Source organism: Spiroplasma endosymbiont of Amphimallon solstitiale (genome assembly GCF_964030965.1).
Classification (GTDB): domain Bacteria; phylum Bacillota_I; class Bacilli_A; order Mycoplasmatales; family VBWQ01; genus Spiroplasma_E.
In genome coordinates, this window is the sequence record NZ_OZ034999.1 from 433,851 (window position 1) to 459,804 (window position 25,954).

The following is a 25,954-nucleotide window of genomic DNA, read 5'->3' on the forward strand; positions in this document are numbered from 1 at the left end:
TCCCCCTTTTAAAATAAAAACCTATTTGTTAAAAAATAAAACAATAGGTCAAAAACTATATTTTTAGTTTACAAGTATTATATCTAATATTTTTTTGTAAACGAGAAATTACTTTATTTTTAATATTTATTATAAGAAATTATTTTAGTAATAAAATGAAATATTAAATTTCCTGAATTGTAAATATAAATGGGACAGTTTTTTAAAATAATTGTATTAAATCTATTGGTCTTTTATAAGATAGTGATTTTCTGGGTGTAGAATTAATTTGAAATGCTATAGTATTTAAATCTTTTTGTTTATATGAAGATAGATCTGTAGATTTTGGTAAATATCTTCTTAAAATACCATTATTATTTTCATTTAAACCTCTTTGACAAGGTTTACCAGGATCTGCAAAATAAATCTTAACATTACAATTTTTTTCGATTAATTTTCATTTACTAAATTCTTTACCACGATCAAAAGTAATAGTTTTAACTGTTCCTTTTTGTAACTTTGAAATAAATTTTATTATACTTTTTGTAATATTTTCTGATTTATTATTTTTAGTTGCTAAAGGAATTGTGGTTTTTGATCATATATCAGCTAAAGTAATAATAGAACTTTTATGATCTTTACCAATGATAGTATCACCCTCTAAATGACCAAATTCTTCTATATTTTTAATATTAGGAATGATTAAATTTCTTTCATGAATAGACTTACAATTATTAATTCTGCCCCTAGTTTCTTTTTGTTTGTGAGGTTTATTTTTTCCTTTTCTCAATAAGTTATTTTCATCAAAACCCATTCGATTTGTTTTAAACATGTTATATAAAGTTTTTGTTGAAATACTTTTTATTTTATTTTCCTTTAAAAAATTAGCAATTATATCAAGAGCATAATTTTTAGTAATTAACAAATGATTAATAGTATTAATTTCTATTAAAGTTAAAATTATTAATTTTCTACCTGCATTTTGTTTATTTTTTTGAATTTTATTCAATATTTGGGTGAATAAAGTTAATAGTTATAATTTAATTTTCTTTAAATAAAAGACAACTTTAAATTATTAATTGTTATGAATATTATAACCCTAAAAAGGGTTAATGTCAAGTCTTAATATAGATTTTATTAACTTTTATAAATTGAAAATTCCTAACTATTTAGGTTTAGATTTATTAAGTTTTAAAATATTAAAGTAAAAGTTGAGGCTTTTTAGAAATCTGTGTATCTTTGTTTTACAAAGTACTAGTTCAGATTAATTCTGTCTTCAAATTTTATCATAAAATGAGCAATTGCTGTATTTCAATTTTGAATAGGCAATGTTCATTTTTTTGTTATATTTTCAATTGCTAAATAAAATATTTTAAAAACTGACATATCATTAGGAAAAGCTTTTTTGTTTCTAATAACTTTTCGTAATTGACTATTAACAGATTCAATAGCATTTGTTGTATAAATTACTCTTTTGATTTCTGCAGGATAACTAATAAAAATCATCAAATTTTCTCAATTTTTATATCAAGATTTAGCAATTTGGGGATATTGTTTATTTCATTTACTTTCAAATGATTCTAAAGTTTGCATTGCTTGTTCTTCACTACATGCACTATAAATTGGTTTTAAATCTGTAACTAGAGTTTTTCGATGTTTGTATGAAACATATTTTAAACTATTTCGAATTTGATGAACAATGCATAATTGATGTTCTGTTTTAGGATAAACTGCTTGTATTGCTTCTGACATGCCTGTTAAATTATCACTACAAGCAATCAAAATATCATTTAAGCCTCGATTTTTCATTTCTGTGAAATTAGCTAATCAAAATTTAGCACCTTCATTTTCACTAATTCATAAGCCTAAAACATCTTTTTTACCTTCTAAATCAACTCCTAATGCTATATAAACTGATTTATTAATAATCCGTTTATCTTGTCGAACTTTAACTACTATACAATCAAAATAAACAATCGGATAAACGCTTTCTAATGGTCGATTTTGTCATGTTTTGACATCATCAATAACATCATCAGTAATTTGACTAATAACACTTTCACTAATATCAGCACCATGATATAACTCTTGTAACTGCATTCTAATGTCAGATAGAGTCATACCTTTTGCATATAGTGAAAGCACTTGTTGATCAAAACCATCAAATCTTCGCTGTCTTTTTGCAACTATTACAGGAGTAAAATCACTATTGCGATCTCTTGGTACATCAATCTCAATTTTACCTTGTTGAGTTATTAATTTTTTTGAACTTGTACCATTACGAGCATTTTCAGTATTACTATGTTGATTTTTTTCATATCCTAAATAATTTTGCATTTCAGAATTCAACATTTTTTCAACTAAACGTTTTGTTAATTCTTTATATAAACCCCCTTCTTTAAAAACTGTTGTTAAATCTTCAGTATTTTCTAATAATAAATCTACTGCTTTTGATATTGGATCATTATTATTAATATTTTGTTTTTTAGCCATCTGTAACTCACTCTTTCTAGTCATTTAATTATATTTACTAGAATTAATTAAACATAGTTATTTTTGTAAGTTACACAGATTACTAAACATTGCCGGTCAAGTAATTGCAAATCCAGTATTAGGTTCAATTAATAGTTTATTATTTGGTAAAAAATTAGGTTTAGATATTTGAAATTTAAATCAAAGACCAAATACTAAAACTAAATTAATTAATAGTAGTAAAAAAATATTACTAGGTTTAGGAACAATTGGTTTAGCAAATTATAGTAAGTTTACTAACTCTTCCATTAATCCTAATCCAACAGAAAGTCCAATAACTACAACAACTGTTGACCCATTTCCACCAGATTTATTATTAAGTACTACTAATACTACTAATAATCATTTAATGGATTGAGATACATATATTAGTTTAAATGCTTATGGTATTTCAAATCTTATTGCAGGATTAACAGAATTAATACCACATAAATTTGAAGCAATAAGAAAGATTTGTAATATGGCTACTGGTGGATGTTTAATTTCAAGTGGTGTAGCAATGGGTATAAATAATGATTTTAATAATGCTTATGCAGTACCTACCATAATTGCTGGTGCTTCTGAAATTATCCATAATTTACTACCTATTGAAACTACACATGATAGAGAATTGCAAGAAACTTCATTTACAAATGAAACTGCAAGATTAATTAATGATAATAGATTTACTATTAATAGTGAAACCAGTAGTCAATATGGAACTAATATGAGTGATGTAATTTTAGATAATGCTTCATTAAATTGAGATTATAATCACATGAGTTTATAATGAACCCTTTAATTATTGAATGAATATATTATGCTTTAGTAAGTAATGATATTAAATTAGCATTAATAAATGCTTTAAAAACTTATTATAAAAATCAATCATTAAAAGCAGTATTTGATAGTGAAAATATTAGTGAAAAAGAAATACATCAACCATATAGTGTTTTTAATCCAAATATACTTAAAAAATTAACAAGTATATTAAAACCAAGTGAATTATCTATATTACAAAATGAAATTAATAAATTTAAAAATCCAATAAATAGTTTTAAAAATTCTATTATGTCAACAGAAATTAGAAAAGTTAAAAATTATGTAAATAAAGTAAATAATTTATTTAAAGAAAATGAAGAAGAAATACCAGATAATGCATGAGAAGTATTATCAAGTTCATGATTTAAAAAAGGTAGATTTATTGTTGATAATAAAAATTTAAAAATTGGAACTTTAACAACATTATTTCAAAGTGATAATGATAAAAAACAAATATGATATGGTCCTTATACTTATCCAACATTTCCACAAGAAATATGAATATTAATGACACAAGCAAAAGGTAAAAATGGCACTGGTGCTGGAACAATATTTTGAAAATTTTGAAATAGAAAATGATTACCAAGTCAATTAAGAAAATATGTTAAAAGTGAATTAGCAAAAAAAGGTAAATATTATGGTTCACAAGATACTAGTGTAATTTATCCAAATAATATTAATGTACAAAAAACTATGCATTTTATTAATAGATTAGAAAAAGGATTTTTTAAATCCTGAATTGTAAATATAAATGGGACAGTTTTTTAAAATAATTGTATTAAATCTATTGGTCTTTTATAAGATAGTGATTTTCTGGGTGTAGAATTAATTTGAAATGCTATAGTATTTAAATCTTTTTGTTTATATGAAGATAGATCTGTAGATTTTGGTAAATATTTTCTTAAAATACCATTATTATTTTCATTTAAACCTCTTTGACAAGGTTTACCAGGATCTGCAAAATAAATCTTAACATTACAATTTTTTTCGATTAATTTTCATTTACTAAATTCTTTACCACGATCAAAAGTAATAGTTTTAACTGTTCCTTTTTGTAACTTTGAAATAAATTTTATTATATTTTTTGTAATATTTTCTGATTTATTATTTTTAGTTGCTAAAGGAATTGTGGTTTTTGATCATATATCAGCTAAAGTAATAATAGAACTTTTATGATCTTTACCAATGATAGTATCACCCTCTAAATGACCAAATTCTTCTATATTTTTAATATTAGGAATGATTAAATTTCTTTCATGAATAGACTTACAATTATTAATTCTGCCCCTAGTTTCTTTTTGTTTGTGAGGTTTATTTTTTCCTTTTCTCAATAAGTTATTTTCATCAAAACCCATTCGATTTGTTTTAAACATGTTATATAAAGTTTTTGTTGAAATACTTTTTATTTTATTTTCCTTTAAAAAATTAGCAATTATATCAAGAGCATAATTTTTAGTAATTAACAAATGATTAATAGTATTAATTTCTATTAAAGTTAAAATTATTAATTTTCTACCTGCATTTTGTTTATTTTTTTGAATTTTATTCAATATTTCTAATGGTAATAAGTTTTGATTTAATAATCTACAAACTCTATGTACAGTTGATTTACTATAATCAATGGCTTTTGCTATTTTACGAATCGAAAATCCATAACTTTTATATTCTTTTATTGCTATTATTGATTCAATAGTCAGATACTTATACATTGTGCTAATTCCTTTCTTTTCTTAATTATAGAATTAACACAATTTAATTTTTATATAAGTGTCCTTTTTAATTTTACAATTCAGGAATTAAAAGAATATAAAACTTTATCTAAAAATGAAATAGGAAGTAATCAATGAAGATATGAAAGAAAACAATTATTAAAAAATTCTTTACATACAAGAAAATATATAAAAATTAAACAAAATTCTAATTTTTATAAAACATGAAAGTAGGTGGTAATTATTATTGAATTAGATAAACCAATTAAACCAATTGGTATATGAAATACTATTAATCCATTAAGTAAAGATAATAAAGAATATAAAAAATTAAATAAGATTTGATTTAATAAAAATAGTACTCATATTGATAAAATTAAAATTTTAATATTAAATATTTTAAAAATAACAAGTCATATTATAGGTATGTTAATAACATTATTTTTTACAATAACACCATGATTAATACCTAAAATACCAATATCAATGGGAATAGGTAATTATACTAATCAATATAATTTTACTTGACCAGACCATTTAATATTAACTTTATTTCCTATGTTTGGTCATATTGGATTAAATATTATTACTAAATTAGGTAATTATGGAAAATTAATTAAATATTTATTAATAACTATTCCAATTATTATTACAAGTCCTTATTTAATATATCAATATAAAAATATTAGAAAACATAAAAAAGAATGTCAATTATGTAAACAACATTCAAATAAAATACAATTGGAGGAATAAAAAATGAATTTATCTACAACAGTAATATCAGCAGTATTAAGTGGAGCATTAGCTAGTGGAATTATTATTACTATTGTTTTACTTTTATTATTAAAATTTATTAAAAAATCAAAACAAAACAAAATATCAAAAGAATTAAAAAGAGATAAAGAAATTCAATTTATTATTGAAAATATTAAACAAATAAATTCTCAATTACAATTAGAAACTACATCAGTTGCTAAATTACTTGATAGTTTTAATAATGATAATGAAAAAGATGAAGTATTTAAAAATACTATTATTAGTCAAAGAGCAAAGCGTAAACAATTATCAGAAAAAGATAAGAAAAAAGCAACTAAGGTTGGAATTTAAAGGGTTTAAATACCCTTTATTTTACATTAAGGAGTAAATTATTATGGCTATTAAAGACCCATTAATGTTTATTACAATTGAAGAATTTAAAAATTGAAAAGGTTTTAATAAATTAGAATTTGATGATACTACAACACCAGATAATGAAATTTGATTTGCTATTTCAGTTGCAAGTAATAATATTGATTATTTAAGTGGACATTCTATTTCTAAAAAATGACCAGAAACTACATTAACAGAATTTACTGATGAAATACAAACTGCAACTGCATATTATGTTAGATTTTTATTAACAAAAGATAGTAATTATATTCGTGGTCAATCAAGTATTAGTCAAGGTGGAATGACTTATAGTGAAAATAATCCTAATGAACCTTATTATATTGTTCCAGAAGTATTTAATTGTTTAAGAAAAATTAAAGAATATCCAAATATTACTGGTTTTAATTTAGATGTTTTACCTAAAAGAAATGATTTTTTTAGTAATTTTTATAGTAATTGTGGTGAAGATAGTCCTTTAACAAGATATTTAGAAATATTAAATCTAAAAACAAATGATAAAAGAGTTAAAATATATCCAAAATATCCTAAAAATATTATTGGAACTGAATTATGATTTGATACTACTGGTATAAAATCATTTGATAATTTAACAACACTTGAATTATTTACTAAATATTTTAGTAATGATAGTTTACAGTTAGTTGATGGTAAAGAAGGTCAAGAAGAAAAAGTTATTAGTGCTATTGGTGGTGGTGAATTATTATGAGAAGTTGATAAAGATAATCCTAATTTTATTCATTCAAAAGATGATAAAGGTATTAGTGCAAATGATAAACGTATTATTGATGTTGGTATACCTACTTTTGAAACTGATGGTACAAATAAAGAATATGTTGATAATTTAATAGATAAAAAACAAAATATCAATGATGAAGATTTACAAACAGTTGCTAAACAAATTGTTCTTGCTATTAATGAAAATAAAGCAAATATTGATAAAAAACAAGATAAAGAAATATGAAAAGTAATAAGTAAAAGTAAAAATAATCGTGAATGAGATACGTTTGAAATTAATTTTAATACTGTATATAGAGTAATTATAACATTAGATAGATTACCAGTAAATCAAGCAAATATAAAGCATAAAGTAGAATTTAAAACTGGTAATTATTTAGGTGGAGATTATTTACTTGCAAAATTTAAAATTAAAGATGAAGATGTAATATTAACTTTAACTGTTAGAGAAAGTAGTTTTAATTGTAGTTTATATTTAAAAGGTGGAGATATTAATTATGGTGCTATTCTTTCATTAGAAGAATTACAAAATACAATTAAAGTTGATGTTACACCAAAATTAAAAATTAATTCAAAAAGTTTAGAAACAAATGAAGTTGAAGAAAATTGTTGAGATATTGAATTACCAGATAATCCAACACCAAGTCCAAGTGGTTCAAACTGAAAAGAAGTAGGAATAAGAGAAAAAAATAAATGAGATAATTGACAAATTACTTATGATTTTATAGTTAATAAACATTATAGAGTTTATTATTCTTGAAGTATATATAATCCAGTTTATACTATTCAAGAATTTATTATAACGGATAACAAAATTGCTGGTGTACCAATACAAACCTTTAATGATAGTGTTAATATAGTAATTTTATCAGTTCAACATGCTAAATTGATTACTATTTATAGTGGAAAAGGTAATTTAAAAGGTAATGTATGAAAATTAGAAGAATTACAGGAATAATATTATGAATAAAGAATTTACTTATTTACATGAAATTAGTTATTGATTATTAAATAAAAGTGATTTTACTCATAGTGAATATAATTTAAGTGGAAGTAGATATTCAAGTAAAACATATAGTATTGCAGAAGAATTAGCAATATTAATAGCAATTTCAATTAAAGTTAATAAATCAATTGCTATATATTGTTTTAGAAAATTAAATAAAGATATTAATGAATTAACAAAAGAAATTGATGAAGCTTTAATTAATATTAGTTTTGATTATAAAGATTTTACTTTAAAATATCCAAATAAACAAGCAGATTTTCGTTTTAAAGGTTCAAAATCATTTATTAGAGTTATGTGGGTGTATATAGTAATAGTAATGATAGAATACCACTTAAAGGTCTTTCTCGTAGTGAAATAAAAGGTTTTGATTTAGCAATTGAATGATGTGAAGAAGCAAATGAATTTAGTCAAGCAGAATTTCAAGCAATTACATTTGCATTAGGTAATGCTAAAAAAACTATTAAAATTAGAAGTTGTAATCCAGATAATATTTATCAATATTTTATTGAATATATGAATAAAATTGTACCTTTTAATTTAAATTTAATGAAAGAAAATAATGAACAAATTAAATCAGTATTTGATAATAATATTTTTAAATTATTTCATTATTCAAATTGAAAATTAAATGAACATAATTTAAAACAAGATAAAATTAATGATTTAGAAGAATTAAAAATACTTGATCCTATTAAAGCGCAAAGTTGATATTATGGTGTACCTAGTGTTTTAACTGGTTCTATATTTGCAAGATATTTAGATAAACTTAAAACTGAATTAGATTTTAATGTTAATGAAATAGTTGGTGGTTTAGATTTAGGTTTTGCTACAAGTTCACAAGCTCATCCTACTGTTGCTGTTTTATGTTTTATTGGTGAAAATGAAAAAACTAGAAGAATACATCAAGAAAGTGAATTTTATCATAGTAATGCAATAATGAAATTTAAAGATACTTATGAATTAGCAAATAATATTATTGATTATTATTTAGATGAAAGTATTAAATTTCAAGCAATGAAATTTGGATTTACTTGTTATGTTGATTATGGTAGTGGTGGATTAGCAGTTATTGATATTTTAAAAAAAGAAGTAGAAAAAAGAAAAATTAATTGATTAAATTTTACTCCAGTAGATAAAACTACAATGTATTTAAGAGATAGAATTGATTGAGATACTATTTGTATGATTAAAGGTATATTAAGTATTAATTGAAAAAGATGTCCTAATACACATGAAGAATTATCAAAAATGCAATGATTAGCAAAATCTAAATTAGAAAATTCAAATAATGAACCTCAAATGCTTGATTTATATGATAATTGTTGAGACGCAAGAATGTATGCTTCAATGCATAAAATGAAATGATTAATTAATAATATTAATAATGAATTATTAATTAATAAAAATAAATTTGGAGAGTGATAAAAATGAATAATCCATTAGAATATCTTTCTTGTAATAGAAGAGAATGATATAGTGATATTCCTATGAGAATTGCTCAAAAATCAACTAAATTATGATTAGGTAAAGGTTTATTATTTGATAGTGAAAAAGAAAATATTTTAAAATATTTTACTAATAAAATTATTAGTGATAAATGATTTGAAAAATTATATAAATTTGGAATACAAGAAAGTTTACTTGGAAAAGTATATATAATGCCTATTATTTATAAAGATAATAGTACAAGTTTAAAAGTATTACCTAATTCATTTGCTGGTAGAGTTGCTAAATATAATGAAGAAGAACAATGTGCAGAATTCTTTTTTATAAATGAACAAGCAGATAGTGCAACTTTAACTTGAGTAATTGCTGAAAATGGAAAAATAAGATTTGAAACTTATAAAAATGATGATAAAAATGAAAAAGAAATTATTTTAGGAACAGCACATACAAAATTAAAACCTAATTTAATACCAAAATATAGTTATGAAATTAAAAATCCTTGAAGTTATTTACCAATATTAGAAATAACAAATTTACCAATGGTTAATTTTTATGGTAATTCAACAACTTTAAATGCTTATCCAGATACTTATCCAGTTTGAAATTTAATTAAATATTATCATAAATCATATACTCAAAGAAATGTTGATAGAGAATTAAATGTTACTACTTTATTTGGTGCATTTGATAATGAAACTGTTAAAAATATGATTGAACATGGAAAAATAATTGATAATCCTAAAAAAAATATTGTAGTTAATGTTGGTACTGCTGGATATAATAAATCTGGTGCTGGTGGTATGGAAGTTATTCAAGGTGATTTTAAAGCTAGTAATTATATTTTAGATAAAGATGATTTAGGAAAAGATATTTGAAATGGTGCAGGGTATGATTATAATGAATTTTCTGGTGTAAATTATGAAAATAAAATTAAATCATTATTTAATAATAAAAATGATATGGAAACTACAGAAACTAAAATAAGTCATTATTCATATTATTTTTATAGATTTTTTGATATGTTATTAATTCATGAAAATTTATGAAATGGTATTGGTGATAGACCTTATAGTTTTAAATTTTTACCTATTGCTATGACTGACCAATTATTAAAACAAGAAATGATTAGTCAAAGATTAGCAGATAGAACAATATCATATACACAAGCTATTGCTGAATTAGATGAAGTAACAAAACAACAAGCTAAAAAACATTATAAAGAAATAATGGAAGAAGATAAAGAAGAAATAAAATTATTAGGAGAAAATGAAAATGATACATCAACAAATTCAATTAATGAAACATCTACATCTTCAATTAAAAAGACAACAATTGCTAATTAAAAGATGTAGTTATTGAAAAATATTTCCATTTATTATAAATAATGGTGCAATTCCTTTAACTGAAACTGGTTATAAACCAATTAATAGTAAAATTAGTGATTTTGGTCAATATGAATTAATATTAACTGGTACTACTCCAGTTGTATGTATTTGAAAAAATAGTACAAAAATATATCAAAAAAATAAAGGTAAAATTAATGAAGAAACTCATAAAGTTACTGGTCAAGATGAATTTTATACAAAACAATATAAAATTGGAGATTATTGAAATGCTTATTTAATTGATGATACAAGTGGTGTTGATTTTAGTAATTTACCAAATAATCAAATATTTAAAACAGTACAAACTAAAAGACAATATACTTTAGTAATGTTTGAAGAACATATTACAATTGATGATTATTTACAATTTTTTGTTGTATTTAATGATGAAAATGAAAATATTGGTGGTAATAGTGGTAAAAATCAAGATAGACAATTATTATATATTTCAAATGTAACAAATTATTATAGTCCTTATAATGGTGCATTTAGTATGCAAGTTTTAACTTTTAGTAGTTTAAATGATAGAGTAGTTTCTACTGGTCAAAATACACTTGATTTTGTACAATATGCAAGCCCGGGTAGTGGTTATGCTTTCCCTACTATTGAAAAAGGAAAAGTAACTTTAAATCGTACTTTAATGCGTGATATAGGAGTAAGATATAGTCATAGACAAAGTTATGGATTAGAATTATTAACAAGTTGTTATTATTATGGAAGACCAATAATTCAAGGACAAGAACCTATACAACAAAATAATGAAGAAATATTTGAAAGTAAAATATTTGCTTCAAGAAAATTATTTATTGCTGGTAATAATGAAAAATCTACAACTAATATTAAAAATAATGGTGGTTTAATTGCTGGAATAAATGATAAAATAACAACAAGTAGTCATCCAGAAACTACATTTTATAATATTATGGACGCTAAACCTACTGGATTTACTCATTATGATACATGACAAAAATTTTTAGAAGCAAGAAGATTTGATATGTTAGCACAAAAAGATTTTCAAGGTATATTAACATGTAATAAAGAATTGGCAATTAAAAGTAATGGTGACGCTATTGGTAAAGCAAAATTCTTTTGAGATAGTGAATGAAATATAAATAATTTACAAGGTGAATATAATGTTGATATGAGTTCTAATTTTAAATATAAAGACCCAGATACTGGCTTAGTTATAGGAAGTCCAACTGTTGATTATAAAAAAATAAGTCAAAAATATATGTCAGCTATATTAAATTTTAATAGTGTAGTATTTAGTAGTTTAATTCAAATGCCTTATGATAGTGTACAATGATTACCATTTGCTTTAAGTTCAATACCATTAGTAGGTAAATTATTAAATGCTTTAACATTAGGTATACCAGTAGGATTTATTATTACTCAAAATTCTCAACAATATAAAAATATGCCATTTTTTAATGGATTTATGTCAGCATTTTTTGCTTCAAATTTATCAAGTATTATTGGTAATAATGATACAAATTGATTTATACCTTTAAATGTATTTAGTAATTCAAGTGAGTTTGCATTAGGTAAATTATTAGGTGCTAATGTTTCAACAACTGCTATGACAATGAAATTAAGTGATAGAATAAGTGTTTATCCATGAGACCCTACTACTGGTAAGAAATTAACTACAAAAGAACAAATATCAACTGTTGATTTATCACAAAAGAAAAATAATAAAGTTTATATTTTAGCAGAAGATACAGATTTTTTAGATATTGCTTCACCATTTACAAATGAAGATAAAGATTGTCAATGAAATCCTACAAGTAATGGAGTTATTGATGGTTCAAATTATGCTTATATTATTGATACAATTGTAACTCAAAGTTTACATCAAGGTGAAGAAAGACATACATTTTATAGTGATAATCCTTTTACTTATCAAGGTGATTATAATGAAATATCAGTTGCTCAATTTCGTTATAATAATATGGGTTATTTGACTGGTAATGCTTTTAATTGAACTACTTTATATAACCTGAATTGTAAAATTAAAAAGGACACTTATATAAAAATTAAATTGTGTTAATTCTATAATTAAGAAAAGAAAGGAATTAGTACAATGTATAAGTATCTGACTATTGAATCAATAATAGCAATAAAAGAATATAAAAGTTATGGATTTTCGATTCGTAAAATAGCAAAAGCCATTGATTATAGTAAATCAACTGTACATAGAGTTTGTAGATTATTAAATCAAAACTTATTACCATTAGAAATATTGAATAAAATTCAAAAAAATAAACAAAATGCAGGTAGAAAATTAATAATTTTAACTTTAATAGAAATTAATACTATTAATCATTTGTTAATTACTAAAAATTATGCTCTTGATATAATTGCTAATTTTTTAAAGGAAAATAAAATAAAAAGTATTTCAACAAAAACTTTATATAACATGTTTAAAACAAATCGAATGGGTTTTGATGAAAATAACTTATTGAGAAAAGGAAAAAATAAACCTCACAAACAAAAAGAAACTAGGGGCAGAATTAATAATTGTAAGTCTATTCATGAAAGAAATTTAATCATTCCTAATATTAAAAATATAGAAGAATTTGGTCATTTAAAGGGTGATACTATCATTGGTAAAGATCATAAAAGTTCTATTATTACTTTAGCTGATATATGATCAAAAACCACAATTCCTTTAGCAACTAAAAATAATAAATCAGAAAATATTACAAAAAGTATAATAAAATTTATTTCAAAGTTACAAAAAGGAACAGTTAAAACTATTACTTTTGATCGTGGTAAAGAATTTAGTAAATGAAAATTAATCGAAAAAAATTGTAATGTTAAGATTTATTTTGCAGATCCTGGTAAACCTTGTCAAAGAGGTTTAAATGAAAATAATAATGGTATTTTAAGAAGATATTTACCAAAATCTACAGATCTATCTTCATATAAACAAAAAGATTTAAATACTATAGCATTTCAAATTAATTCTACACCCAGAAAATCACTATCTTATAAAAGACCAATAGATTTAATACAATTATTTTAAAAAACTGTCCCATTTATATTTACAATTCAGGTTATTATTTATTTTTAATAATATCATTTTATTAAATAAAATAAAATTTTGATTTTCTATATATTTTCCAATACACATTATTAATAAATAACATCGCAAAATTTTATTTACTGAAATTGGTTTTAATAAAATATTTTTTTTGTATAATTAACTGTTATAAAGGAGGTCATTTATTAATATGAAAAAACAACGCTTAAATATCTCAAAATTAGGATTCTTACTTTCAGTAATGGGTTCGGCAGTAGGATTAGGTGGTATTTGAGGATTTCCAACTCAAATGTATAACCATCATGGTGCTTTTCTAATCCCTTTTTTAATATGTATGGTAATTTGTGCAATACCAGTTTTATTTATTGAAATGACAATTGGTAATAAATATCGCAAAAATCATATTGAATTTTTTAGTGAGGTTGGAGGTAAAAAGGGTGCTTTTTTCTCTTGATTGCATTCAACAACCGTTATTTTACTAAGTACTTATTATAGTGTTTTAGTAGGATGAACTTTAATTAATATTATTATTAGTTTTACTTGTAATTTAAATAAAGGTTCTTATTTTTATCATAATATTTTACAACAAACAAATGATCAAGATATTAGCAATTTAAATAGCCTAGGTAACTTAAATTGAATGATTTTACTTGCAACAATTGGTGTATGAATTATTTTGGGTATTATTCTACTAGGTGGTGTTGAAAAAGGAATTGAAAAAGCCAATAAAATTATGATTCCATTTTTATTTTTAATGATTATTATTTTAGCAATTTATACTAGTACATTATCAGGTGCTAAACTTGGATTAAATGTAATGTTTGATTTAGATGCTAAAGAATTATTAAATCCTAGATTATGAAAAGATGCTTTTGGTCAATCATTCTTTATGTTATCAACATGTACAGGAACCATTTATATTTATGCAGCTCATGCTCCTGAAAAACAAGATAGTACTAATCAAGCTTTTGTAGTAGCCTTTGGTACTAGCGTTATTGGTATATTAACAACAATTATTGTTTTTAATTCAATAGGTGCAATTGCTCAAAATCAAGGTAAAACTGATATTAAGGATGTATTTCAAGCAGGTCCTGCTTTGATTTTCCAAGTAATACCACAATTATTTGCTATTATTAATAATCAAGTTCCTATTTTAGGAAATATTTTAGCAATATTATTTTTTGTTACACTTTTCTTTGCGGGTATGTCCTCACTAATTGGTCAAGTTGAATCAATGGTAAATGGTCTAGAATATGAAATTCATTTAAAGCGCAAACAAGCATTAGCAATATCATTATTAGGAGCAATGGCAGTATCAGTATTATTTACCTTTAGTAATTCACCAGCGCTGTTTAATGGGCTAGCAATCTGAGTAGCACAAATTTGATTACTAATAATTGGGTTTATTTTATTAATTGGTATTAGTCCATATGGCTGAAAACTATATGATACATTAAAATTATATAATAATGAAAATTCATGAATGAAATGAACAAAAGGATATAAAATAGTAATTTTAATTATCGCACCAATTTTAATTTTAATTAATATTGCTACTGGTATCTATGATTTTATTATTAATATTATCAATGCTAATTTTGTCTATGGTACAGTTGGTCTAACACTTGGTGTTGGGTTAGTTTTACTTTTAACTTTTATCTTAACTTATCATAAAAATATTCATAATGGTTTTAATAAATTATTTAAAATAAAAACAAAAACTGAAAGAGGTTAAAAAACATGGATGTTGGAGCAATTATTTTAATGGTAATTTCTTTAGTAAGTATTATTGGTCTTTTTATTTTCTTTGTCATAATGGATTTTAAGAGTCATAAAAAACAAAAAAGAAAAGAAAAAAACAAAGAATAATATTTTTTAAAATATTTTAGTATACTTATGATAAAGTATTATAATTAGGTTTTTTTGTAAACTGGCATCAAAATGCCAGTTTACAAAACTTATTATTAAATGGTGAGTGAAATGGAAAAAAATAAATTAAAACAAATTTTATTAATTAGCAAAATAACTTTAACAATTGCTTCTTTATTTTTATTTTTAGTTTGATTAATGTTTATGACTAATAATTTTTTTCCTAAATCTCAAAACTCAATTGTTGCCAAAATTATGAATACTTCAATTCAAATTATGATTTGACCAATTACTACTATAATTCTATTTATTTTTATTATGCCAATATGAGTTACTAATAAAAAACAAATTTTATTAGTATTTTTAACATTGTCACTAATTATCACAATATTGTGCACAACTTTTCTTTTTAGTTTAAATATTAATAAATTCTGAATTATATGATTAATTGCTCATTTTTTTGCTATAGCTTCAATTATTTTTGTCATTGTTTCTTATTTCTTTAAAGAAAAACTTGTTTTATTTAAAAAGAAAAAAAATAAACATATTGAAAAAAAGATTAAAAAATAATTTTTTTTAACTTGTTTATCAAAAGTAGTTGACTTTAATTTTAGTAATATGATATAAATACATGGTGGTTAACAAACTGCGGGTGTCGTATAATGGTATTATTACAGCCTTCCAAGCTGAAGACGTGGGTTCGATTCCCATCACCCGCTCCATTATAAAAAAATAAAAGCCGTAATTAATACGCCTTTTTTTATTTTATAATGGTTTATATTTTAGGACCTTTTTTAGTTTGTAGTACTACTGTTGTTTCTTCATCACTAGAATTACTGCAAGCACATTTATTAACTATTTCTGCTCATGAATTTACTGGATACATAACTAAAGACATTCCATTAGTTCTTTCTGGTAATGATTCTAAATATTTTATTTTATTATTTGTGCATTCTTCTAAATTAATTTTCATTAGTTATCCCCTACTTCTTTTAAAATTCGACTATTAAAAGCATCTGCTAAGAACTTATAAACTTTTACTTCAGAAATATTTTTTAAATCATAACAATTAATGATGTCAGTTAATTTTAAAATCACATCATGATATTTTATAAAGTAAGTTTTATTTTCAACATTTGCTCACTTTTCTAAATTCATTGCATAATAAATTATTCCATCTCTATAAAATTGTGATTTCATATTTCTCACTCCTTTAAACGATATAATAAAACAAAAAACCTAATTTAAATACAAAAATTTAAACGAGATCTATAAAAAAACCAAAATATTTTGTTCCAAAGTTCCTTTAAAACTTTAATACAATTATAACTCATTTACAAGAAATTCCAAGTAAAATCAATAAAAAAATTAATAACTTAAAATTAATATAAAGAGATAAATAAAGATTGCAAATGCAATCTTTATTTATAATTGTCCTGAAATTGTTTTTAAAACAAAATTTTTTATATTCACTGATTGGAACTTCAGTTTTATTTATTAAATCACTCACTTGTTTTTGTCATTTTTTTAACTAAGTTTTTCATCTCTACATAGTCAGGTGTAACAATAGAAACAAAAATAATCATTTGTTTCATAATTTGTAACTCAACCTCACAATGTTTCTTATTGACTAATCTGGGGTCTCAAACATAAGCAAGAACTGTTCTATTGCTTACTGCTACTTTAATTAATTTGTTTTAGTTTTATCTTTAGGAATTTCTTTTAATCTTTTTTCCTTTTCTTTAAAACTTTAATTTAATAAAAATCCTAACATAGAGATATATCTATATTAGGACTGAACAGTTATTAAATTATGAATATATAATAACATAAAAAATAATACTTTTGATGAAAATTATAATTAACACTTATATAAGTATTAATATTTAATTTCATATACATGTATTTTTTATAAATAATTAAATTATAAAACTTCTAAGGAAGTAACTATTTCTAATTAAACAATAGTTATCTAATACAAAAATAAATGAAAATATCTATATTTAATATAGATATTATGATATAATTTTCCTAAAATTAATATAAGTTTTTACCTATTTACTTTTATTTTAAAGTAAATAGGTTTTTAATTTCAAAAAGGAGATATTTAGAAATGCTATATAGTAAAAAATCAGAAAATCTTATAACAGAAAAAGAAAAACAAGTTTTTAAAGAAAAAACAACAACAAATTCAAGAAAAATTAAACCACAATTACCAATAACAACATCTCTTGCTGAAATATTACTAAATAATAATGAAAAGCTTGTTGGTACTATTACTAGTGATCAGTATCTTAATAAAGATAACAAACAAGTACCATTATATAAACTAATTAAAACTTCAGAACCAAATAAAAAAATAAATATTAAAGCAATAAATTCTATTAAAAATGACAAACAACCAATAACAATTCTATAATAAAACCAATTCACAATCAATATAAAAATAAAATAAAATTATTAAAGATTGAAATTGAAATTTTTAATAATTTTATTTTTTATTATTTACCTGAATTGTAAAATTAAAAAGGACACTTATATAAAAATTAAATTGTGTTAATTCTATAATTAAGAAAAGAAAGGAATTAGCACAATGTATAAGTATCTGACTATTGAATCAATAATAGCAATAAAAGAATATAAAAGTTATGGATTTTCGATTCGTAAAATAGCAAAAGCCATTGATTATAGTAAATCAACTGTACATAGAGTTTGTAGATTATTAAATCAAAACTTATTACCATTAGAAATATTGAATAAAATTTAAAAAAATAAACAAAATGCAGGTAGAAAATTAATAATTTTAACTTTAATAGAAATTAATACTATTAATCATTTGTTAATTACTAAAAATTATGCTCTTGATATAATTGCTAATTTTTTAAAGGAAAATAAAATAAAAAGTATTTCAACAAAAACTTTATATAACATGTTTAAAACAAATCGAATGGGTTTTGATGAAAATAACTTATTGAGAAAAGGAAAAAATAAACCTCACAAACAAAAAGAAACTAGGGGCAGAATTAATAATTGTAAGTCTATTCATGAAAGAAATTTAATCATTCCTAATATTAAAAATATAGAAGAATTTGGTCATTTAGAGGGTGATACTATCATTGGTAAAGATCATAAAAGTTCTATTATTACTTTAGCTGATATATGATCAAAAACCACAATTCCTTTAGCAACTAAAAATAATAAATCAGAAAATATTACAAAAAGTATAATAAAATTTATTTCAAAGTTACAAAAAGGAACAGTTAAAACTATTACTTTTGATCGTGGTAAAGAATTTAGTAAATGAAAATTAATCGAAAAAAATTGTAATGTTAAGATTTATTTTGCAGATCCTGGTAAACCTTGTCAAAGAGGTTTAAATGAAAATAATAATGGTATTTTAAGAAGATATTTACCAAAATCTACAGATCTATCTTCATATAAACAAAAAGATTTAAATACTATAGCATTTCAAATTAATTCTACACCCAGAAAATCACTATCTTATAAAAGACCAATAGATTTAATACAATTATTTTAAAAAACTGTCCCATTTATATTTACAATTCAGGTTAATTAAAAGTTTATGTTTAGATTAACTACTAAAATTTATTTTCTTCTTATTTTATAGTATGATTTACCTATAAACTTAATTTTTTATTATAAAGGAGAAATAATAATGAATGTACTAAAAACATATGAGATTTGAAAAAAGCAAAACTTACCACAACACTTAAAAAAACAATTAACTACAATGTCTAACAGTGAAATTGAAGATGCTTTTACTACAACTTTAGAATTTGGTACAGCTGGCATGCGTGGTATTACTGGAGTTGGTACCGGAAGAATTAATGAAATTATTATTATGAAAGCAACTGTCGCATTTATTCAATATTTAAAATCTGCCTTTTCTGAAAAAGACTTACTTCGTGGTGTTATTATTGCTCATGATAATCGTCACTTTTCAGCAGAATTTACAATGTTAACAGCAAAAACTTTAGCTAAACATAAAATTCCTGTTTTTTTATTTAAAAATAATGATTTAAGACCAACACCAGTACTTTCATATAGTATTAGAAAAGTTAATGCTCTTGCTGGAATTGTTATTACGGCCAGTCATAATCCTCCTGAATATAATGGTTATAAAATTTATGATCAATATGGCTGTCAATTTCTTCCTAATGTTACCAATATAATTAGCAATAAAATGGAACAATTGCCTGATGATTTTCAATTAACATTCGATTATGATACTAACCTAATTAAAGAAGTGCCTTCAACAGTAGAAGATAATTATCGTGATGATATTAAAAATTTACAGTTTTATCCACAAGTTAAAAATCGTAACTTTAAAATTGTATTTTCTAATCTACACGGTACTAGTCGTGAATGAGTTAAACCAATTTTAGAACAATGCGGTTATGAAATTATTTTAGTAACAGAGCAAGCTAACTATGATCCTGATTTTAAAGGTGTAGTGTCGCCTAATCCCGAAGTAAAACCAACATTTGATTTAGCAATTAAACATGCTAAAAAACATGATGCACCATTAATTATTTTAAATGATCCTGATGCTGATCGCATTGGTATTGCTGTAAAACATAATAATGATTATGTATTATTAACAGGCAATGAAACAGCACCAATTTTATTAGAATATTTATTAAGCCATTATCAACTTAATAAAACAATGCCAAAAAATCCCGTTATGTACAATACATTTGTTACTTCAAATTTATCTGATATGATTGCTAAATCATATGGATGTCAAGTCATTAAAACGTTAACTGGTTTTAAATGAATTGGTGCAGAAATGCTAAAAGAAAAAGCACGTAACATTAACTTTGTTTTTGGTTTTGAAGAAGCATATGGTTATGTTATTAAAGATATTACTCGTGACAAAGATGGTATTCAATCAGCAATTGTAGCAGCAGAAGCGGCTTGATATTATCAAAATTCACAAAAAACATTAGTTGATGTTTTAGAAAATATTTATCAAAAATTTGGATATTATTACTGTTATACTATTAATGTTATTTTAAAAGGAAAAACAGGACAAAATACTATTAATAATATGTTAGAAACATTAAGAACTAGTAAAATACCAACACTTAATAATATTAAAACAATTAAAGTTGAAGATTATCAAACTGGTTTACATGGAATGCCATCGCAAAATTTACTAAAATTTTACTTCAGTGATGGTTCATGATTTGCTATTAGACCTAGTGGAACTGAGCCAAAAATTAAATTCTATTTTGTTTGTGTTGATAAAACCATTAATGATGCACAATTAAAAATGAGAAAAATGTATGAAGAATTAGCTATCAAATATCTAAATATCAAAGATATAAAATGATAGAAAGGAACTAAAAAATGACTGTAATTAAAGATATTAAACCTAATAATGTTTTAAGTTTAGTAGTAATTATTAATCGAGTAATTCAAGGTGTTGCTTCTAACAATACTAATTATTTAAACTTACAATTACAAGATAAAACTGGGACAATTTCAGCAAGAATTTGAGACGTAAGCAAAGAAACTATTGAACAATTAACAATAGGACAAGTAATTAAAATTGAAGCAAATAGTATTAATTATAATAATGAAATACAACTAAAAATTAATAATTGAACTATTATTACTAATCCTAGTGAATATTATGATTTATTACTTACACAAGCACCAATTAATATTATTGAAGCATGAACTGAAATTAGTCAAACAATAAAGGAATTTAAAAATCCAATTTTAAAAAAAGTATTAATCCAATGTTTTAATAAAAAAAATATTGATGATTATAAAAAGTGACCAGCAGCAGTTAAAATGCATCATGCTGTTCAAAGCGGTTTATTATGACACTCAGTAACAATGCTAAGAATGGCAAAACAAGTAGTAGCACTTTATAATGATCGTAATATTAATAGTGAACTATTATATGCAGGAATCATTATGCATGATTATGGAAAAATGGTTGAATTAAATAATAATCCTATTAGTTCATATACACTATCAGGTAAAATGATTGGTCATATTTCATTAGGTGCAATGCAAGTTACACTTGCTTGTAAGGAATTAAATATTAACTTAGAGGAAGAAATCGTAGTTTTATTACAGCATCTAATATTAGCTAGTCATGGTAAATATGAATATGGCTCACCTGTCTTACCAAAAACAATAGAAGCTGAAATTTTACATCATTTAGATAACTTAGATGCAAAGATCTATGCAATTGATGAAGCATTGGTTAATATTAATGTTGGTGAATCAACTTCTCGTATTGCAAGTATTGAAAATAGAATGTTCTATAAACATCAAAATTTAAAGGAAAAAAATAAAAAAGTTTAAATAATAAAAACTCTCTTTTAAATAAAAGAGAGTTTTTATTATTTATCATAAATTTTAATAAATTAATTAATTTATATTTATTTTTATAGGGTAAAAATAACCAGTTTCTGTATTACCATAAAAAATCAATACATTTGCTTCTTTATCTGTTTCTTTATCTTTAAATCAATCATTAGGTACTGGCTTTTTATTTTTATCATAAATTTCATTTTCATTTCTAAGCTTATTAAAATCAATTTTTTCTTTATAGATACCTTTTAATAATCTTTTAACAAGTGATTCTGAATCTTTTTGTAATTTTTTTAATTTATTTATAACATCTGTTACTGCTTCTTGTTTATTTATTGTTGCTTTAGTTGAACTTGGTGGTGCTAATGAAGCGAATGGCAAAGTTGTCTTTGCAAAATTATTTTGCATATCACTATCTGAAATAATTATTTGTTTAGTTATATCAATCATTGTTGAACCTTGATAATTTGGATCATTTGAATTACTACTTATTTTGACAACTATTTTAGATACTTTTTCAAGTTCTTGTTTATTGTTTGTTATTTCTTCATTATTTTCGTTATAAAATTGAAGTTGATAACCAGCAGCTAATGGTGTTGACTTAAATTCATCAAAACTATTTATATTACTAATTAATTCTTTATAACTTTTACTTGGATTAGCAATAATGTCTAAACCAGTTAATTGAGTAATAGTACTTAAATCAGTTTTATCAGATTGTTCTTTTATATTTATTTTAATTGGTGCTGTTGAACCTTGATAATTCAAATCATTACTATTGCTAGTAATAACTATATATAAATCACCAACTTTTTGTAATTTAGTAGTTATATCATTTTTAGCTTCTTTATCACTAAAATATTTAATTACAGGGTTAACTAACTTTGAATTTAAGTTTTTAACTTCTGTTGTATTATTTATTAATGTATCTAATTTTTTATTACTTTTATTACCATCTACAGTAATATTTGTTGTTAGTTTAGTAATTTTATCTTTTAATTCTGTTTTTTGTGTTGTGTTATTATCACAAGCAACAACTGATAATAGTATTGGTGTTGATATTGTTAAGATCGATAATAATTTCACTAAGTTTTTCATTTTTTACCTCACTTAAAAATAATAAGTTAATTTAAAAACCAATAAAGATTTTGAATTAATAATATATGAAAACCAAATATTTTACAATATAACTTTAATATGCAAAAATACTTGTAAATTAAGTTATTTTTTAAAAAATTTCTTTTAATTATGTAGAAAAGTATGGATGACCAAAAATTATTCATCAATTTACACTTAAAATATTATTTTTAATTAAAAATTTGTTAAAAGTAACATTATTTAGTGTAAAAATTCTCTAAAAATAACACTTTATCATGTATCATTACTTTTCTACAAAATTAAAGAAAATTTCTTTTCTTTTTTATATATCCTGAATTGTAAATATAAATGGGACAGTTTTTTAAAATAATTGTATTAAATCTATTGGTCTTTTATAAGATAGTGATTTTCTGGGTGTAGAATTAATTTGAAATGCTATAGTATTTAAATCTTTTTGTTTATATGAAGATAGATCTGTAGATTTTGGTAAATATCTTCTTAAAATACCATTATTATTTTCATTTAAACCTCTTTGACAAGGTTTACCAGGATCTGCAAAATAAATCTTAACATTACAATTTTTTTCGATTAATTTTCATTTACTAAATTCTTTACCACGATCAAAAGTAATAGTTTTAACTGTTCCTTTTTGTAACTTTGAAATAAATTTTATTATACTTTTTGTAATATTTTCTGATTTATTATTTTTAGTTGCTAAAGGAATTGTGGTTTTTGATCATATATCAGCTAAAGTAATAATAGAACTTTTATGATCTTTACCAATGATAGTATCACCCTCTAAATGACCAAATTCTTCTATATTTTTAATATTAGGAATGATTAAATTTCTTTCATGAATAGACTTACAATTATTAATTCTGCCCCTAGTTTCTTTTTGTTTGTGAGGTTTATTTTTTCCTTTTCTCAATAAGTTATTTTCATCAAAACCCATTCGATTTGTTTTAAACATGTTATATAAAGTTTTTGTTGAAATACTTTTTATTTTATTTTCCTTTAAAAAATTAGCAATTATATCAAGAGCATAATTTTTAGTAATTAACAAATGATTAATAGTATTAATTTCTATTAAAGTTAAAATTATTAATTTTCTACCTGCATTTTGTTTATTTTTTTGAATTTTATTCAATATTTCTAATGGTAATAAGTTTTGATTTAATAATCTACAAACTCTATGTACAGTTGATTTACTATAATCAATGGCTTTTGCTATTTTACGAATCGAAAATCCATAACTTTTATATTCTTTTATTGCTATTATTGATTCAATAGTCAGATACTTATACATTGTACTAATTCCTTTCTTTTCTTAATTATAGAATTAACACAATTTAATTTTTATATAAGTGTCCTTTTTAATTTTACAATTCAGGAAATTAAAATATTAGAAAAGGAAGATTAAAAGATGGCTAGTAAAGTAATCCAATCAGAAAGCGAGTATCAAGAACTTGAAAATCAACAATTAATAATAAATATTTTTGAAAAATTTGAATTTAATTTAAATTTTAGAAATATGAGTTATGAAGATTTATCAATATTAAATATAAAATTATTAAATAATGAATTTAATGATGTTTATCAAGAGATTATTAAGAATAATGAAATAAATGAAAAATTATCTTTCATTTTTATTGAATGTATTAATCAAGGTTTTTCTGAAGAAATAGCAAAATTAAATAACCTTTGAGTTAATAAACCTGATGTATCATTTGTAATTGTTCTTACAATTACATTGGATTTTTTAATAAATTTGTCTGATAAAGATTTTATTGAGATTTTTAGAGAAAATAAAACTAGAATTAAACAAATTGAGAAAAAAGAAAAATTTGAAGCAGTCGAACAAAAATTCAAAGAGAAAGGTATTCAATGTCCAGATTGTAGTTCTTTTTTGTGTACTAAATATGGTAGTAAAGATTATAAGCAAAGATATAAATGTAAAAGTTGTAATATTACTTTTCATGCTTTTAAAAATCATTATTTTTATTGAAGTCATTTATCTCATGATCAATGAGATTTATTGATACAAATAGCTACTTTAGGTCAATCTGCTTACATTATTTCTCAATTTATTAATACTACAAATAAAACTGCCTGATTTAATCATCAAAAATTTATGAAATCAACACAATTAGTAAAAACACAAAATCAATTTGTAAAATTAAAAGCTAGAATTGAAGTTGACGAAACTTTTATCAAAGAAATTCATAAAGGAAACTTTAAAGATCCAAATGATCCAAGAAAACAATGAATTGAAGAAAATGCTAAAGATTTAAATTGTTGTATTCAAATGGCAATTGATGAAAACCGAAATATCTATGCTCAAACAACAAATACTAAAAGATTAAATAAAAAATGAGTACAAGAAAACTTAACATCGAAACTTATCGAAGAAAATTCAATTATAGTTTGTGATATGCAAGTATTATATGATACAGTAGCTAAACAAACTAAATCCACTATCCAGCAGTTTAAATCAAAAGAAAATAAAGAATTAAATTATAAAAAATTAAGTAATATCAGTAAAATACAATCAAGTTTAAAAGAATTTATTACTCATTACCATGGCATTGGATTTACCAATATTCAAAATTACCTCAATTTATGGAAATGAAAATATCAACACTACGGATTAACCCCTTATCAAAAATCCAATGTGTTATATTTCAGTTTGTAAAAAAAATAAATCCCAAAATTTAATAAAATCAAATTTTAAGTCAAGTTGATGACTTTTTTTATTTCCTGAATTGTAAAATTAAAAAGGACACTTATATAAAAATTAAATTATGTTAATTCTATAATTAAG

The 25,954-nt window shown here is 22.7% G+C and carries 22 protein-coding genes, 1 tRNA gene and 2 pseudogenes; 18 read left to right on the top strand and 7 right to left on the bottom strand.

Annotation, left to right across the window (positions count from 1 at the left end; translation table 4 throughout):
* Positions 1-202: 202 nt before the first annotated feature.
* A pseudogene (locus AAHH39_RS02735) lies at positions 203-994 on the bottom strand (IS30 family transposase); the annotation flags it as partial.
* 239 nt (positions 995-1,233) lie between these two features.
* Positions 1,234-2,472 carry an IS256 family transposase gene (locus AAHH39_RS02740; protein ID WP_342219309.1) on the bottom strand — a complete coding sequence of 413 codons (1,239 nt, stop codon included), beginning with the start codon at positions 2,470-2,472 and terminating at the stop codon, positions 1,234-1,236.
* 388 nt (positions 2,473-2,860) lie between these two features.
* Between AAHH39_RS02740 and AAHH39_RS02745 the strand changes: the two genes are divergently transcribed.
* Positions 2,861-3,280, top strand: coding sequence for a hypothetical protein (locus tag AAHH39_RS02745; RefSeq protein ID WP_342218757.1), 420 nt, complete (start codon positions 2,861-2,863; stop codon positions 3,278-3,280).
* The gene (locus AAHH39_RS02750) at positions 3,280-4,080 is read left to right on the top strand and encodes a hypothetical protein (RefSeq protein WP_342218758.1); all 801 of its coding nucleotides are present in this window, start codon (positions 3,280-3,282) and stop codon (positions 4,078-4,080) included. Before AAHH39_RS02745 ends, AAHH39_RS02750 begins: the two co-directional genes overlap by 1 nt.
* Here AAHH39_RS02750 and AAHH39_RS02755 read toward each other — a convergent pair.
* Positions 4,077-5,021 carry an IS30 family transposase gene (locus AAHH39_RS02755; protein WP_342218759.1) on the bottom strand — a complete coding sequence of 315 codons (945 nt, stop codon included), beginning with the start codon at positions 5,019-5,021 and terminating at the stop codon, positions 4,077-4,079. The two genes, AAHH39_RS02750 and AAHH39_RS02755, sit on opposite strands and share 4 nt — an antisense overlap.
* Before the next feature lie 234 nt (positions 5,022-5,255).
* Between AAHH39_RS02755 and AAHH39_RS02760 the strand changes: the two genes are divergently transcribed.
* The 11 genes from AAHH39_RS02760 to AAHH39_RS02810 all read left to right on the top strand — a co-directional run bounded on the left by AAHH39_RS02760 (position 5,256) and on the right by AAHH39_RS02810 (position 16,403).
* The gene (locus AAHH39_RS02760; protein WP_342218760.1) at positions 5,256-5,774 is read left to right on the top strand and encodes a hypothetical protein; all 519 of its coding nucleotides are present in this window, start codon (positions 5,256-5,258) and stop codon (positions 5,772-5,774) included.
* Positions 5,775-5,777: 3 nt separating this feature from the next.
* The gene (locus AAHH39_RS02765) at positions 5,778-6,128 is read left to right on the top strand and encodes a hypothetical protein (protein WP_342218761.1); all 351 of its coding nucleotides are present in this window, start codon (positions 5,778-5,780) and stop codon (positions 6,126-6,128) included.
* Positions 6,129-6,171: 43 nt separating this feature from the next.
* On the top strand, positions 6,172-7,884 hold the full coding sequence (locus AAHH39_RS02770; RefSeq protein WP_342218762.1) for a hypothetical protein: 1,713 nt from the start codon (positions 6,172-6,174) through the stop codon (positions 7,882-7,884).
* Positions 7,885-7,888: 4 nt separating this feature from the next.
* Complete coding sequence (locus AAHH39_RS02775; protein ID WP_342218763.1) at positions 7,889-8,293, top strand: hypothetical protein; 405 nt, start codon at positions 7,889-7,891, stop codon at positions 8,291-8,293.
* Positions 8,230-9,360 carry a hypothetical protein gene (locus tag AAHH39_RS02780; protein WP_342218764.1) on the top strand — a complete coding sequence of 377 codons (1,131 nt, stop codon included), beginning with the start codon at positions 8,230-8,232 and terminating at the stop codon, positions 9,358-9,360. Before AAHH39_RS02775 ends, AAHH39_RS02780 begins: the two co-directional genes overlap by 64 nt.
* A 2-nt stretch (positions 9,361-9,362) precedes the next feature.
* Positions 9,363-10,724: a hypothetical protein gene (locus tag AAHH39_RS02785; RefSeq protein ID WP_342218765.1), complete on the top strand. Its 1,362-nt coding sequence runs from the start codon at positions 9,363-9,365 to the stop codon at positions 10,722-10,724.
* Positions 10,654-12,816 (top strand): hypothetical protein, encoded by a 2,163-nt coding sequence (locus tag AAHH39_RS02790; RefSeq protein WP_342218766.1) that lies wholly within the window; start codon positions 10,654-10,656, stop codon positions 12,814-12,816. Before AAHH39_RS02785 ends, AAHH39_RS02790 begins: the two co-directional genes overlap by 71 nt.
* Before the next feature lie 33 nt (positions 12,817-12,849).
* On the top strand, positions 12,850-13,794 hold the full coding sequence (locus AAHH39_RS02795; protein WP_342218767.1) for an IS30 family transposase: 945 nt from the start codon (positions 12,850-12,852) through the stop codon (positions 13,792-13,794).
* A 208-nt stretch (positions 13,795-14,002) separates the two neighbouring features.
* On the top strand, positions 14,003-15,547 hold the full coding sequence (locus AAHH39_RS02800) for a sodium-dependent transporter (RefSeq protein ID WP_342218768.1): 1,545 nt from the start codon (positions 14,003-14,005) through the stop codon (positions 15,545-15,547).
* A 5-nt stretch (positions 15,548-15,552) separates the two neighbouring features.
* Positions 15,553-15,681 (top strand): hypothetical protein, encoded by a 129-nt coding sequence (locus AAHH39_RS02805; RefSeq protein ID WP_255495923.1) that lies wholly within the window; start codon positions 15,553-15,555, stop codon positions 15,679-15,681.
* A 648-nt stretch (positions 15,682-16,329) separates the two neighbouring features.
* Positions 16,330-16,403 (top strand) — tRNA-Gly (locus AAHH39_RS02810).
* A 53-nt stretch (positions 16,404-16,456) separates the two neighbouring features.
* Here the strand turns inward: AAHH39_RS02810 and AAHH39_RS02815 are convergent.
* Both AAHH39_RS02815 and AAHH39_RS02820 read right to left on the bottom strand, forming a co-directional pair.
* A complete protein-coding gene (locus AAHH39_RS02815) occupies positions 16,457-16,654 on the bottom strand; it encodes a hypothetical protein (protein WP_342218769.1) in 198 nt (65 codons plus the stop codon).
* The gene (locus AAHH39_RS02820) at positions 16,654-16,881 is read right to left on the bottom strand and encodes a hypothetical protein (RefSeq protein WP_174481002.1); all 228 of its coding nucleotides are present in this window, start codon (positions 16,879-16,881) and stop codon (positions 16,654-16,656) included. The genes AAHH39_RS02815 and AAHH39_RS02820 overlap by 1 nt, the downstream gene beginning before the upstream one ends.
* Before the next feature lie 913 nt (positions 16,882-17,794).
* On the opposite strand from AAHH39_RS02820, the gene AAHH39_RS02825 reads away from it, so the two are divergent.
* The 4 genes and pseudogenes from AAHH39_RS02825 (at position 17,795) to AAHH39_RS02845 (ending at position 22,026) form a co-directional block, all read left to right on the top strand.
* A complete protein-coding gene (locus AAHH39_RS02825) occupies positions 17,795-18,100 on the top strand; it encodes a hypothetical protein (protein ID WP_342218770.1) in 306 nt (101 codons plus the stop codon).
* 174 nt (positions 18,101-18,274) lie between these two features.
* Positions 18,275-19,219: pseudogene (locus tag AAHH39_RS02835) on the top strand (IS30 family transposase).
* A 138-nt stretch (positions 19,220-19,357) separates the two neighbouring features.
* Complete coding sequence (locus tag AAHH39_RS02840) at positions 19,358-21,040, top strand: phospho-sugar mutase (RefSeq protein WP_342218772.1); 1,683 nt, start codon at positions 19,358-19,360, stop codon at positions 21,038-21,040.
* A 14-nt stretch (positions 21,041-21,054) separates the two neighbouring features.
* The gene (locus AAHH39_RS02845) at positions 21,055-22,026 is read left to right on the top strand and encodes a 3'-5' exoribonuclease YhaM family protein (RefSeq protein ID WP_342218773.1); all 972 of its coding nucleotides are present in this window, start codon (positions 21,055-21,057) and stop codon (positions 22,024-22,026) included.
* Positions 22,027-22,092: 66 nt separating this feature from the next.
* Here the strand turns inward: AAHH39_RS02845 and AAHH39_RS02850 are convergent, their stop codons facing one another.
* Together AAHH39_RS02850 and AAHH39_RS02855 are read right to left on the bottom strand one after the other, a co-directional pair.
* Positions 22,093-23,133: a hypothetical protein gene (locus tag AAHH39_RS02850; protein WP_342218774.1), complete on the bottom strand. Its 1,041-nt coding sequence runs from the start codon at positions 23,131-23,133 to the stop codon at positions 22,093-22,095.
* Between the two features lie 361 nt (positions 23,134-23,494).
* Positions 23,495-24,439 (bottom strand): IS30 family transposase, encoded by a 945-nt coding sequence (locus tag AAHH39_RS02855; protein ID WP_342217458.1) that lies wholly within the window; start codon positions 24,437-24,439, stop codon positions 23,495-23,497.
* 117 nt (positions 24,440-24,556) lie between these two features.
* Here AAHH39_RS02855 and AAHH39_RS02860 point away from each other — a divergent pair, with 117 nt between their 5' ends.
* Positions 24,557-25,825 (top strand): transposase-like zinc-binding domain-containing protein, encoded by a 1,269-nt coding sequence (locus AAHH39_RS02860; RefSeq protein ID WP_342218775.1) that lies wholly within the window; start codon positions 24,557-24,559, stop codon positions 25,823-25,825.
* Positions 25,826-25,954: the final 129 nt, after the last annotated feature.